Annotated in this window: 10 protein-coding genes; 8 read left to right on the top strand and 2 right to left on the bottom strand. The window is 71.9% G+C overall.

Annotated features, from left to right (window positions below; translation table 11 throughout):
- Window positions 1-147 precede the first annotated feature (147 nt).
- The 6 genes from MKP15_RS01370 to MKP15_RS01345 all read left to right on the top strand — a co-directional run bounded on the left by MKP15_RS01370 (window position 148) and on the right by MKP15_RS01345 (window position 9,611).
- Window positions 148-1,194 (top strand): LD-carboxypeptidase, encoded by a 1,047-nt coding sequence (locus MKP15_RS01370; RefSeq protein ID WP_240211547.1) that lies wholly within the window; start codon window positions 148-150, stop codon window positions 1,192-1,194.
- Window positions 1,195-1,302: 108 nt separating this feature from the next.
- On the top strand, window positions 1,303-2,643 hold the full coding sequence (locus tag MKP15_RS01365; protein WP_240211546.1) for an amidohydrolase family protein: 1,341 nt from the start codon (window positions 1,303-1,305) through the stop codon (window positions 2,641-2,643).
- A gap of 96 nt (window positions 2,644-2,739) precedes the next feature.
- Complete coding sequence (locus MKP15_RS01360) at window positions 2,740-4,257, top strand: beta-N-acetylhexosaminidase (protein ID WP_240211545.1); 1,518 nt, start codon at window positions 2,740-2,742, stop codon at window positions 4,255-4,257.
- Between the two features lie 97 nt (window positions 4,258-4,354).
- Window positions 4,355-5,056: a response regulator gene (locus MKP15_RS01355; RefSeq protein WP_240211544.1), complete on the top strand. Its 702-nt coding sequence runs from the start codon at window positions 4,355-4,357 to the stop codon at window positions 5,054-5,056.
- Entirely contained in the window at window positions 5,056-6,444 is a 1,389-nt protein-coding gene (locus MKP15_RS01350; protein WP_345778719.1) for an ATP-binding protein, read from the top strand. Before MKP15_RS01355 ends, MKP15_RS01350 begins: the two co-directional genes overlap by 1 nt.
- A gap of 215 nt (window positions 6,445-6,659) precedes the next feature.
- Complete coding sequence (locus MKP15_RS01345) at window positions 6,660-9,611, top strand: diguanylate cyclase (protein ID WP_240211542.1); 2,952 nt, start codon at window positions 6,660-6,662, stop codon at window positions 9,609-9,611.
- Between the two features lie 69 nt (window positions 9,612-9,680).
- On the opposite strand, the gene rnt is transcribed toward MKP15_RS01345, so the two are convergent.
- Window positions 9,681-10,337 (bottom strand): ribonuclease T, encoded by a 657-nt coding sequence (rnt, locus tag MKP15_RS01340; protein WP_104938432.1) that lies wholly within the window; start codon window positions 10,335-10,337, stop codon window positions 9,681-9,683.
- 38 nt (window positions 10,338-10,375) lie between these two features.
- Complete coding sequence (locus tag MKP15_RS01335) at window positions 10,376-11,227, bottom strand: sensor domain-containing diguanylate cyclase (RefSeq protein WP_240211541.1); 852 nt, start codon at window positions 11,225-11,227, stop codon at window positions 10,376-10,378.
- A 155-nt stretch (window positions 11,228-11,382) separates the two neighbouring features.
- On the opposite strand from MKP15_RS01335, the gene MKP15_RS01330 reads away from it, so the two are divergent.
- A complete protein-coding gene (locus MKP15_RS01330; protein WP_240211540.1) occupies window positions 11,383-12,270 on the top strand; it encodes an acyltransferase in 888 nt (295 codons plus the stop codon).
- 81 nt (window positions 12,271-12,351) lie between these two features.
- On the top strand, window positions 12,352-13,263 hold the full coding sequence (locus MKP15_RS01325) for a M14 family metallocarboxypeptidase (protein ID WP_240211539.1): 912 nt from the start codon (window positions 12,352-12,354) through the stop codon (window positions 13,261-13,263).
- Window positions 13,264-13,280: the final 17 nt, after the last annotated feature.

The following is a 13,280-nucleotide window of genomic DNA, read 5'->3' as shown; positions in this document are numbered from 1 at the left end:
ACAAGCGCTGCATGAAACGCGCCGGGTGCCTTGCGCCAGGCGTGTTTCCGCTGCGCGCACGCGGCTGTGCATGAAGCCGGCGGCGCACTGTCGGGCAGGCGGGCCCGTTGCTACCCTCGGCCGCACTTTCTGCAGACAGGCGGTGGCATGGACAGGCGGCGATTCCTTGGTGGTACGGCATTGGCGGGGGCGCTGTTGCCGCTGATGGGCACGGGCAGCGTGCTGGCGGCGCAACGTGGCGGGCGGTTGCTGCCGCTGCCGCTGGAGAAGGGCGATACGGTGGCGCTGGTCAGCCCGTCGGCGGCCAGCAGCGACCCGCTCAGCCTGCAGCTGGCGCGCGAGGCGATGGAAGCGCTGGGCTTCAAGGTCAAGACCGGCGCCCATTACGATGCGCGGCATGGGCATCTGGCCGGTACCGATGCCGAGCGCGCCGGCGACCTGAACGCCATGTTCGCCGACCGCCAGGTCAAGGCCATCGTCTGCGTGCGCGGCGGCTCCGGTGCGGCGCGGCTGCTGCCGCTGCTGGACTATGCCGCCATCCGCGCCAATCCCAAGGTGCTGCTCGGCTACTCGGACATCACCGCGCTGCATTGCGCGATCCAGGCCAGGACCGGGCTGGTGACCTTCCACGGGCCGATCGGCTCGGGCAGCTGGAACCCGTTCAACGTGGACCAGTTCGAGCGCCTGTTCTTCAAGCGCGAACTGATGCAGTACCGCAACAGCGTCGATACCGACGACGAACTGGTGCCGCGCAGGAACCGCACCCGCACCATCACCGGCGGCACCGCGCGCGGCGAGCTGGTGGGCGGCAACCTGACCGTACTGACCGCGCTGGCCGGTTCGCCGTACCTGCCCGATTTCAACGGCAAGATCCTGTTTCTGGAAGACGTGGACGAAGCGCCGTACCGTATCGACCGCATGCTCAGCACGCTCAAGCTGATGGGCGCACTGGACCGGATCGCCGGCTTCATCTTCGGCGAATGCACCGGCTGCACGCCCGGCGACGGCTATGGCTCGCTGACCCTGGACCAGCTGTTCGCCGACTACATCGCGCCGCTGAAGATCCCGGCCTTCCGCGGGGCGATGATCGGCCACATCCGCGAACAGTTCATCGTGCCGGTCGGCGGCCGCGTGGAGATGGATGCCGACGCCGGTACCTTCCGCCTGCTGGAACCGGTGTTCGCCGGGGGCTGAGCGGCGCCGGCGCTGCCTGCGCGCGGCCGCCATGGCGATGCCGTCGCCGCCGCCTATACTGGCGCGGCCGCCGGCTGGCGGTACCGGCATGCCACAGGGAGAAACGTCATGTCCATGCTCTGGCTGATGCGAACGCTGTCGTTGTCGTGGGCGCTGCTGCTGGCCGCCCCCGTGTCCGCGCAGGCCGCGACGGAGGAAAGCGAACTGCTGTTCCGCGGGGTCCGGGTGCTGGACACCGTGCGCGGCACGCTGGGCGCGCCCACCGACGTGCTGGTGCGCGGCCCGCATATCGCCGCGATCGGCGCGGCGGCGACACCGGCGGCCACGGCCACGGTGATCGAAGGCCGCGGCCGCACGCTGATGCCGGGGCTGATCGACGCGCACTGGCACAGCACGTTCACCGCGCTCTCGCAGGCGGACATGCTGGCCCTGGCGGACACGCCGGACCAGCTGGCCGCGCGGGTGGCGGCCGAATCCGAGCGCACCCTGCTGCGCGGCTTCACCAGCGTGCGCGACGTCGGCGGGCCGATCTTCGAACTGAAGGCGGCGATCGACGCCGGCCATGCGCGCGGCCCGCGCATCTGGCCATCCGGCGCCACCATCAGCCAGACCGCCGGGCATGGCGACATGCGCCTGCCGCACGAGCGCTCGCGGCGCTTCTTCGGCAAGCCGGCGCTGGCCGAGGAAATGGGCGCCACCTTCATCGCCGACGGCCGCGACGAGGTGCTCACCGCGGTGCGCGAGAACCTGCGCCGGGGCGCCAGCCAGATCAAGCTGATGGCCGGCGGCGGCACGTCCTCGGCCTACGACCCGGTGGACGTCACCCAGTACACGCTCGACGAGATGCGCGCCGCGGTGGAGGCCGCCGAGGACTGGGGCACCTACGTCACCGTGCATGCCTATACCGTGCGCGCGGTGCGCCGCGCCATCGAAGCCGGGGTGAAGAGCATCGAACACGGGCAGATGCTGGACGAGGACACGCTGCGGCTGATGGCGCGCCGTGGCGTGTGGCTGTCCAGCCAGACCCTGCGCGCGAGCACCGAGAACATGGATCCGTTGCGCCGCGAGAAGCGCAAGCCGGTGATCGACGGGCAGGCGCGCATGTGGGCCATGGCCAAGCGCGCCGGGGTGCGCATGGCGTGGGGCACCGACTTCCTGTTCGAGCCGGCGCTCAATGTCGAGCAGAACGCCTTCATCCTCGGCCTGCGGGAGTGGTTCACCCCGGCGGAGATCCTGCGCATGGTCACCCACGACAACGCCGAACTGCTGGCGCTGTCCGGCCTGCGCAGCCCCTATCCGGGGCGCCTGGGGGTGGTCGAGGAGGGTGCGCTGGCGGACCTGCTGCTGGTCGAGGGCAATCCGCTGGAGGACCTGCAGGTGATCGCCGATCCGGCGCGCCGCTTCGCGGTGATCGTCAAGGACGGGCGCATCGTCAAGGGCGGCGACTGACCACGCCGGGCCGGGCGGGCATCGCGCCCGTCCGCCGGGGCGCCGCCGCGGCGCCGGCAGACTGCCGCTGCTCGACCGCCGGCAGGGGAGGACCCGATGAGACTGCAGTTCAGGCCCGGGATCGTGCTGTCCTGCGTGGCGCTGGCGGTGCTGGCCGGTTGCGCGCACCGGCGGCCGACGGTGGCCATGGAACCGACGCCGGTGGCGCACATCGTGCCGCTGCCGGGCGCCATCCACGCCGGTCCCGGCGTGCTGCGGATTTCCTCGGCGGTGGTCGTGGAGGACGCGGGCGCCGCGCCCATGGCCCGGCGTGCGCTGGACGAACTGCTGGCGACGCTGCACATCGCCAGCGCCGACGTGGGCACGCCGCTGCGGCTGCAGCGGGTCGACGACCCCGCGCTGGGCGAGGAGGGCTACCGGCTGCTGGTGGACGATGCGATCCATCTGAGCGCGCGCACCGATGCCGGGCTGCTGCATGCGGTGCAGACCCTGCGGCAGCTGCTGCCGGCGCGCGCCGGCACGGATTACCGGCTGCCGCGGCTGGCGATCACCGACGTGCCCGCCTACCGCTGGCGCGGGCTGTCGCTGGACGTGGCGCGCAGTTTCCTGCCGGTTGACTACCTGGAAAGGCACATCGACCGCATGGCCCTGTTCAAATTGAACCGGCTGCACCTGCACCTGACCGACGACCAGGGCTGGCGGATCGAGATCAAGCGCTATCCCCGGCTGGCGGAAATCGGCGGCGCCAGCGCGGTGCAGGGCGGGCGCGCCGGTTACTACACCCAGGCGCAGCTGAGGCACCTGGTGGCGTACGCGCAGGCGCGCGGCGTCACCCTGGTGCCGGAGATCGACATGCCCGGGCACGTGCAGGCGGCGCTGGCCTCGTACAAAGCGCTGGCCTGCGACGACGTGGCCAACCGCGGCACCTACGCCGGCGTGGAAGTGGGCTTCAGCGTGTTGTGCCTGGACAAGCCCGAGGTGGTGTATCCCTTCGTCCGCGACGTGCTGGAGGAGGTGGTGGCGATCTTCCCGTCCAATGAAATCCACATCGGCGGCGATGAGATCAGGCACCCGCTGTACGCCGATTTCGTCGCCCGCACCGCGGCGATGGTGGACGCGATGGGGCGTACTCCGGTGGTCTGGGAGGAAGGATCGGTGGCCGCGATGAAGCCCACCGCGCTGGTGCAGCTGTGGAACGACGGCTATGCCATCGAGGCCGCGGTCGCCCGCGGCCACCGCTTGATCCTGTCGCCGTGCTCCTACCTGTACATCGACCACGGCAACCGTGCCGGCCAGCCCGGCGCCGACTGGTGCCGCGCCGAGGGCGTGCCGCTGGCCCGGGTCTATGCCTTCGACCCGACCCCTTACCGGACCGCGGTGGGCGTGGAAGCGGCGCTGTGGAGCGAGTTCGTGCATACCGACGCCGCCGCCGATGCGCGCCTGTGGCCACGCTTGGCGGCCGTGGCCGAGGTGGCATGGAGCCCGGCCACGCGGCGCGGCTATCCGGGGTTCGTGCGGCGCATGGCAGGGCTGCGCGCGCACCTGGACGCGCTGGGCGTCCATTACTACCCCGAGCCGGACCTGGGCTGGGGCGACGCCGCCGACACGCGCTGAGGCGTGCGCAGCGGCGGCGTCGCCCGCTCGCCGCGGCCGCACGGGATGCGCGTCCGGCTCGGTTAGCATTGCGCATCCCAACAAGGAACACCGCCCCATGCACCGCCTGCTGGTGGTCGACGACGACAGCGACATCCGCGGACTGCTGGCCGAGCAGCTCGGCCGCGCCGGCTACACGGTGAGCACCGCCGCCGATGGCGCCGGCATGCGTCACGCGCTGGCGCGCGAAGCCATCGACCTGGTCGTGCTCGACCTCAACCTGCCGCGCGAGGACGGGCTGGCGTTGTGCCGCGAGCTGCGCGCGCGCGCCAGCACCCCGGTGATCATGCTCACCGCCCGCGCCGAGCCGATCGACCGCGTGCTTGGGCTGGAAATGGGTGCCGACGACTACCTGGCCAAGCCGTTCGAGCCGCGCGAACTGCTGGCGCGGATCCGCAACGTGCTGCGCCGGACCGAGGCGCTGCCGGCCAACCTGGAGCCGTTGGCAATGCGCCGGGCGACGTTCGCCAACTGGCTGTTCGACCTGGAGCGGCGCCACCTGGTGGATCCGGCCGGGCGCGTGGTGATGCTGTCCGGCGCCGAGTTCCGCCTGCTGCGGGTATTCGTCGGCCATGCCAACAAGGTGCTCTCCCGCGAGCAGCTGGCCGCGCTGGGCGGCGGCCGCAGCCATGAGGCCCAGGACCGCGCCATCGACCTGCAGGTCAGCCGCCTGCGGCAGAAGCTCGGCAGCGCCGGCAGCCTGATCAGGACCGTACGCAGCGAAGGCTATGTGTTTGCCGGCGTGGTGACGCTGGCATGATGCGCCGGCTGCGGCAGTTCCTGGCCTCGATGACGGGGCGGCTGTTCGTCATCCTGCTGCTCGGCATGTTGTCCGCGGCGATCGGCGCCACCCTGCTGGCCGAGGCGCACCGCCGCCAGGAGTTCGAGCAGCAGAACCTGATGCGCATGGCCGATCGCCTGCAGGGCTTCGTGGCCCTGCTTGAGAGCAACCCCGAGCTGCGCGCGCGGCTGCTGGAAACCGGCGGCGCGAGCGTGCATCCGGCCCGCGGCGAGGTCCATGCCGGCAAGCAGGACCTGGCGCTGATGGCGGTCCTGGACGACCGCGAGGGGCCGGTGGCCGATGCGCGGGTGTATGTCACCGGCTTCCGCGCCTGCCTGCCACCGCTGCCGGAGCTGCTGCCGCAGCGCACGCGCATCCCGCACCACCTGCGCAAGCGCTATCCGGCGGTGGTGCCGCCGCGCTGCCGGCTGGTGGAGCTGACCCTGGGCGATGGCACCCCGCTGCGGCTCACATTGCAGTACCCGGCGACGGCGCGCATCCGCATCTTCGCCTTCGATCCGCTGTTCCTGTCGCTGCTGTCGCTGGCCATCGCCGTGCTCGCCTACGTGGTGGCCCGCATCGCCAGTTCACCGCTGCAGCGGCTCGCCGACGCCGCCACCGAGCTGGGCCAGGACCTGCAGCGCGATCCATTGCCGGTGACCGGGCCGCAGGAGGTGCGGCGCGCGGCCGAAGCCTTCAACGCCATGCAGCAGCGCCTGCAGCGGCATATCGGCGAGCGCACGCAGATGCTCGCGGCCATCACCCACGACCTGCAGACGCCGCTCACCCGGCTGCGGCTGCGGCTGGAGACCGTGGCCGACGAACCGCTGCGCGAACGGCTGATCGCCGACCTGGCGGCGATGCAGGCGCTGGTGCGCGAGGGGCTGGAACTGGCCCGCAGCGCCGAAAGCGCCGAGCAGCGCGTGGTGCTGGACCTGGATTCGCTGTTGCAGAGCGTGGCCGGGGACGCGGCCGAGGCCGGGCACCCGGTCGAGTTCGAGCAGGGCTGTGGCGCCGTGCTGCGGGTGCGCCCGCTGGCCATGCACCGGCTGTTCTCCAACCTGGTGGACAATGCCGTCAAGTACGGGCACTCGGCCTCCATCCGCGCGCAGGCGCGCGACGGCCAGGTCCAGGTATGCATCCGCGACCACGGCCCGGGCCTGGCGGCGGACGAACTGGAGGCGGTGTTCACCCCGTTCCTGCGCCTGGAGACCTCGCGTTCGCGCGAGACCGGGGGCGCCGGCCTGGGCCTGACCATCGCCCGCACGCTGGCCGAGAAGAACGGCGCCACCCTGGTGCTGCGCAACCATCCCGGCGGTGGCCTGGAAGCGGTGGTCACCTGGCCGGCGCCCGCCCGCCGCGGCTGAGCGGCAATGCGCCGGCCGGCGACGCTGGCCGGTTCCGGGGGCGGGGGGCTGCATGGGGCCGGCAATCCCCCTACCATGTGCGCACTCTCCCCCTGTCCGTGCACATGACGTTGCCGCAGCCGTCCGCACCGCTCGACCGCCCGGCCCCGTCGTTGCAGCGACGCCGCGAATCGCGTCCCGGCCGCATGCGCGGCGGCCGCTGGGTCCGGCGCCTCATGCGGCTTTGGCTGTGCCTGCTGCTGGTGGCCGGGGGCGCGGCCGCGGCCGAACATACGCCGCCGCTGCGCGATTACGCGGTGGACATGTGGACCTCGCGCAACGGCCTGCCGCACAACTCGCTGCGCGGCATCGCGCAGACGCCGGAGGGACACCTGTGGTTCGCCACCTGGGAAGGGGTGGCGCGCTACAACGGGCTCGACTTCGACCTCTATGACCGCAGCACCCGGCCCGGGCTGCTCGACAACGGCATCGGTGCGCTGTACGTGGATCGCGATGGCGCGCTGTGGGTGACCGATTCACGCGGCAACGTCCTGCGGCGCACGCTCGACGGGCGCTGGCGGCAATGGCCGCAGCACCCGCCGGCGCCGAAGGTGCTGATCCAGGCGATGCAGAAGGACAGCAAGGGCCGGCTGTGGCTGCTCTACGAGGGTCGCGGGCTGGGCTACCTGGCCCCCGACGGACGCCTGGTCTACGAGCCGCCGGCGCCGGGCGCGCCGGTGAACATGACGCTGTCCAACTGGCTGGCCGTGGATGACAAGGACCGGGTCTGGGTCGGCACCATGGATGGCCTGAAGCTGCGCGGCGACGATGGCGTGCTGGGCAACGCGCCGGCTGCGCTGGACCTGCCGCCGGGCCCGGCCTGGCCCTATCGCGCGCCGGACGGCGCGTTGTGGATCGTCACCGATGGCGCGCTGTACCGGATGCACCCGGGCGGTGCGCGCCGGGTGCACGTGCTGCCCGGGGTTTCGCACACCACCGCGATGCTGCAGGACCGCCACGGCGACCTGTGGCTGGGCACCGAGAACCAGGGGCTGTTCCGCATCGGCAGCCATGGCGTGGAGCGCCTGCCGGACAGCCGGCAGATGCAGAACGGGCGCATCACCAGCCTGATGGAGGATGCCGAAGGCAGCATCTGGGTGGGCGGCAACGGTGGCCTGTACCGGCTGCGCGAAACCCTGTTCACCAGCTACACCACCCGCGATGGGCTGAGCGGGGACTACGTGCGCGCGGTGATCGAGGACGACCAGCGACGCCTGTGGATCGGCGGTGCCGCCGGCCTGGACCGGATGGAGCGCGACGGCCGCATCGCGCCGGTGCCGCTGCGCAACAGCGTCGGCAAGGCGCCGTCGGTGCTGAGCGTGATCCAGAGCCGCGATGGCGCGATGTGGGTCGGCACCTTCGGCGACGGCATCTACCGCATCGACCGCCAGGGCCGCAGCCGCCATTACGGCACTGCCGACGGCCTGGCGGCAGGCAACGTGCGGGTGATGGCCGCCGACCGCGATGGCGATGGCATCTGGGCCGGCACCCAGCGCGGCGTGGTGCGGCTGGGCGCCGACGGCGCGCAGGTGCCCACGGTGGCCGGGCTGCCGGGCGGGCTGGTGACCGCGCTGCGCCACACCGAGGGCGGCCTGTGGATAGGCACCATCGAAGGCATCCGCGTGCTGCGCGGGAATACCGTGCAGCGGCTGGACGTGGACGGGCTCGGCGGTGGCCGCAGCATCTTCGGCTTCACCCCGGTCGGCGACGCGATGTGGGCCACCTCCGACCGCGGCCTGTACCGCTACCGCGACGGCCGCCTGGCGCGGGTGGGGCTGGAACAGGGCATGCCGGTGGACACCGTGTTCGAAATGGTGCCCGACCGCCTGGGCAATGTCTGGATCAGCAGCAACCGCGGCATCCTGCGCACCACGATGGCGGCACTGGACGCGGTGGCCGATGGCCGCAGCCCGCGGATCGAGGTCGAGCGCTACAACGAGATTGACGGCATGTACAACGCCCAGGCCAACGGCAGCACCGGGCCGTCCGCGGTACTGCGCGCCGACGGCACCTACTGGGTGGCCACCGCCGGCGGCCTGAGCATGGTCGACCCGTTGCGGCTGCAGCGGTTCCGCGAACGGTTGCCGCCGCCGGTGGTGGTGGAAAGCGTGCAACTGGACGGGGTGCCGCTGCATTGGCAGGCGCACGGCGTCACCGCCGTGCCCGGCGGGCGCCGGCTGACGGTGGGGTACGTCGGCCTGAGCTACCTGATGTCAGACCGGATCCGTTACCGCACCCGGCTGGAAGGGCTGGACCACGACTGGATCGAGCGCGGCAACCAGCGCAGCGTCGAGTTCATGGGGCTGCCGCCGGGCGACTACACCCTGCATGTCTCGGCGATGCACCCGGGCGGCCGCTGGAGCGAAAGCGAGGCGGCCTGGAAGTTCACCGTCGAGCCGTTGCCGTGGCAGCGCCGCAGCGTGCAGGCCGCGGCCGGCATCGCGCTGCTGCTGGCGCTGGTGGCGCTGTACCGGTACCTGATCCACCGCTACAAGACCAGCAACATGCGCCTGGCGCGCCAGGTTGCCGAGCGCACCGCCGACCTGCAGTTGCAGGCCGAGCGCCTGCTGGCGGCCAACCAGGAGAAGACCGCGCTGGCCGAGCGCCTGCGCCAGCAGGCCGTGGCGTTCGAGCGCCAGGCCCACGAGGACCCATTGACCGGCCTGCCCAACCGCCGTGCCTTCGACGAGGCGCTGGCGCGCGATTTCGCCCGTTCCCAGCGCAGCGGCCACCCGCTGAGCCTGCTGGTGCTGGACATCGACCATTTCAAGACCGTCAACGACAGCTGGTCGCACAGTGTCGGCGACCAGGTGCTGTGCGAGGTGGCGCGGCTGCTGGCCGCCAGTTGCCGGGATTCCGACCTGCCGGCGCGGCTGGGCGGCGAGGAATTCGCGCTGCTGCTCAACGACACCCCGCTGGAGGAGGCGCAAGGGGTGTGCACGCGCCTGCAGGGGCTGTTCCATGCGCAGCGCAACTGGGCCGGGATCGAGGGCCTGCGGGTGACGTTCAGTGCCGGGCTGGTGCAGCTGGCGGCCGGCGACCGCACCCCGCTGCTGTTGTTCCAGCGCGCCGACAAGGCCCTGTACCAGGCCAAGAGCGACGGCCGCGACCGGATCTGCCTGGGGTGACGACCCCGGCAACGGGGGGACGGGAACCGGGAACGCGTGCAGGCAGCAGCGCCGCGCCGGTTTCCGCCGTTACCCGTTGCGGGTTCCCTGTTCCTGGCTGCGGAAACCGTTGACGATCTGGCAGAACAGGCGCGCGGTCTGCTCGGTGTCGTACACCGCGCTGTGCGCCTGGCTGGCATCCCACTCGAAGCCGGCGGCCTGCAGCGCCCGCGCCAGCACGGTCTGGCCGTAGGCCACGCCGGCCAGGGTCACCGTGTCGAACACGCTGAACGGGTGGAACGGATTGCGCTTGTGGCCGCTGCGGGCAACCGCGGCATTGAGGAAGTTCAGGTCGAAGTGGGCGTTGTGCCCGACCAGGATCGCGCGCTGGCAGCCATGCTTCTTCAGCGCCGCACGCACCGGCGCGAACACATGTTCCAGTGCCTCGCGCTCGGGCTTGGCCAAGCGGAACGGGTGGTCCAGCACGATGCCGGTGACCTCCAGCGACTTGGGGTCGATCTCGGTGCCTTCGGCCGGCACTACGTGCGCGCAACTGGTCTGGCCGGGCCGCAGCAGGCCGTTCTCGTCCATGTCCAGCGGAATGGCGGCGATTTCCAGCAGCGCGTGCCGGTTCCAGTCGAAGCCGCCGGTCTCCACGTCCACCACCACCGGCAGGAAGCCGCGGAAGCGTTGCGCCATCGGCGTGAAAACAGGAGCGGTGGCCGGGCGGTCAGCGGTTTGGTTCATCGCGATAGGGTAGCAGAGGCCCGTGCCGGCCCCGCGGCTCAGGCACCGGCGGCCCGCCCGCGGCCGTGCTTGGCCGCGTACATGTCGGCATCGGCGTGGCGCAGCAGGGTTTCCGCGTCGCGGCCGTCGGCCGGGCAGCAGGCCACGCCGATGCTGACGCCGATGCGCGCGAACGACGGCTGCGCCTGGCATTGGTCCAGCGCCGCCTGCAGCATGCCGGCCACCGCGCGGGCGTCGTCCGCGTGGCCGCAGTCCGGCAGCAGCGCCACGAACTCGTCGCCGCCGACGCGGGCGATGAAGTCGCCGTGGCGCAGCGCCTGGCGCAGGCCAGCGGCGGTCTCGCGCAGCACCTGGTCGCCCAGCGCGTGGCCATGGCGGTCGTTGATCGCCTTGAAGCCGTCCAGGTCCAGGTACAGCACGGCCAGCGGCCGGGTGCCGTCGGCCAGCAGCCGGTCCAGTTCCTCGCGCAGCCGGTGGCGGTTGGGCAGCCGGGTGAGCGGGTCGTGCGCGGCCATGAACTCCAGCCGCCGCTCCAGGTCGCGCAGTTCGGTGACCGGGTGGCCCACGGCGATGCGCACGCCGTAGTCGGGCAGCCACCTGGCCGACCACTGCATGTCCACCAGCCCGCCGTCGCGGCGGACGTAGCGGTTGCGGAAGTGCGGCAGCGGCCGGCCCTCCATGACCCGCTGCACCGCCTGCGCGGTGGTGGCGTGGTCATCGGGGTGGATGAGTTCGGTCATGCGCCGCCCCAGCACCTCCTCGGGGCGATAGCCGATCAGCCGCTCGAAGGCCGCGTTGACCGCCAGGTAATGGCCTTGCGGGTCGACCACGCACACCACGTCGGGCAACAGGTCGAGGATCTCGCCCGGGGGCGGCAGCGTCGGGGACATGCGGGGACGGCGGGGCAGGGGCGGGAAGGGGATTATCGCGCCGCCATGGGGGGCCGGCGGAAGACCGGGGGGCGTCGGCCACCGCCCGCGGCGTTTGCTACCCTGTGCCGCTTTTGGATGGCGGCCCCGGCCCGAACCGCGCGAGATAGTCCCCCATGAAATGGTTCCGCATCGTCCCGATCCTGCTGCTGATCGCGCTCAACACCCTGCTGCACTGCCTGCCGCTGTTCGCGGTGGCGCTGTTCAAGGCGTTGCTGCCGCTGGCCGCGGTGCGGCGCGCCTGCAACCCGCTGCTGACCGGGCTGGCCGAGAGCTGGATCGGGGTGAACAGCGCGATGATGCAGGCGTTCACCCGCACCCGCTTCACGGTCGACGTCCCGGCCACGCTGGCGCGCGACGGCCACTACCTGGTGCTGGCCAACCACCAGAGCTGGGTGGACATCCTGGTGCTGCAGAAGGTGTTCAACCGGCGCATCCCGCTGCTGCGCTTCTTCCTCAAGCGCTCGCTGTTCTGGGTGCCGGTGCTGGGGCTGGCGTGGTGGGCGCTGGATTTCCCGTTCATGGGCCGCTACAGCCGCAAGCAGATCGCCCGCAACCCGGAGCTGGGCCGGCGCGACATGGAGGCGACGCGGCGCGCCTGCGCGCGCTTCCGCGACATCCCGGTGGCGGTGATGAACTTCGTCGAAGGCACCCGCTTCACCCGTGCCAAGCACGACGGCCAGGGCTCGCCGTTCCGGCACCTGCTCAAGCCCAAGTCCGGTGGCGTGGCCTTCGTGCTCGATGCGATGGGGCAGGGCCTGCATGCGCTGCTGGACGTCACCATCGTCTACCCCGGCGGCATCCCGTCGATGCTGGACCTGATGGCCAACCGCGTCCCGGAGGCGAAGGTGCTGGTGCGGGAGCGGCCGATCCCGGCTGAGCTGGTTGCCGGCGATTACCAGGGCGACCGCGCTTTCCGCGCACGCTTCCAGCAGTGGATGAACGGGCTGTGGCAGCAGAAGGACGCGGACATCGCCGGGCTGCTCGCCGACCCCGGCAGATGACGCGGCCGGGCCCGGGCACGGCCTCGCCGCCGCGCCGGGCGGTGTAGAGTGCGCGCCTGTCCGTCACCACCAGGAGCCGCCATGACCACCGCTTTTTATCCCATCGGAACCCCCGGCCAGGCCTGGGGCGCGGCGGAAAGGGCGCAATGGCTGGCGCGGCAGCGCGTGCAGCGCAGCTATGCCGACGACGTGCTGACCCGGATCGACGCGCTGCGCGACCGCTTCGACGTGGCCGGATACGGCGAACTGGACTATCCCTCCGGCCGCTATCCGCTGCTGGCGATCCGCAGCCGCGGCTGGGACGACGCGCTGCCGGTGGCGCTGGTGACCGGTGGCGTGCACGGCTACGAAACCAGCGGCGTGCTGGGCGCGCTGAAGTTCGTCGAGCGGCACGGCGCCGACTACGCCGGCCGCTGCAACCTGCTGGTCGCGCCCTGCGTGAGCCCGTGGGGCTATGAGCGCATCCAGCGCTGGAACGCGCTGGCGCTGGACCCGAACCGCAACTTCAGCGCCGCCAGCCCGGCGCCCGAGTCGGCGGCGCTGATGGCCCTGGTGCAGCCGCTGGCGGGGCGCTTCGTGATGCACATCGATCTGCACGAGACCACCGACAGCGACGAAGGCGAGTTCCGCCCGGCGCTGGCCGCGCGCGATGGCAAGCCGTTCGAGGCGGACAGCGTCCCCGACGGCTTCTACCTGTGTGCCGACGCGCTCAACCCGCAGCCGGCGTTCCAGCAGGCGGTGATCGCCGCGGTAGCCGCGGTCACCCACATCGCGCCGGCGGACGCGCAAGGGCGGATCATCGGCTCGCCGGTGGTCGCGCCCGGGGTGATCGAGTACCCGTACAGGGCGCTGGGCCTGTGCGCGGGCATCACCGACGCGCGCTACACCACCACCACCGAGGTCTACCCCGACAGCCCGCGCGCCACGCCCGCGCAGTGCGACGACGCCCAGGTGGCCGCGGTGCGCGGCGGGCTGGAGTACGCGCTGGCCTGACCCGCGCCCAGGACCGG

Source organism: Stenotrophomonas sp. Y6 (genome assembly GCF_022436665.1).
GTDB lineage: Bacteria > Pseudomonadota > Gammaproteobacteria > Xanthomonadales > Xanthomonadaceae > Stenotrophomonas > Stenotrophomonas acidaminiphila_A.
The sequence above is the reverse complement of the archived record's forward strand: the minus strand, read 5'-3'. Positions and strand labels throughout refer to the sequence as shown.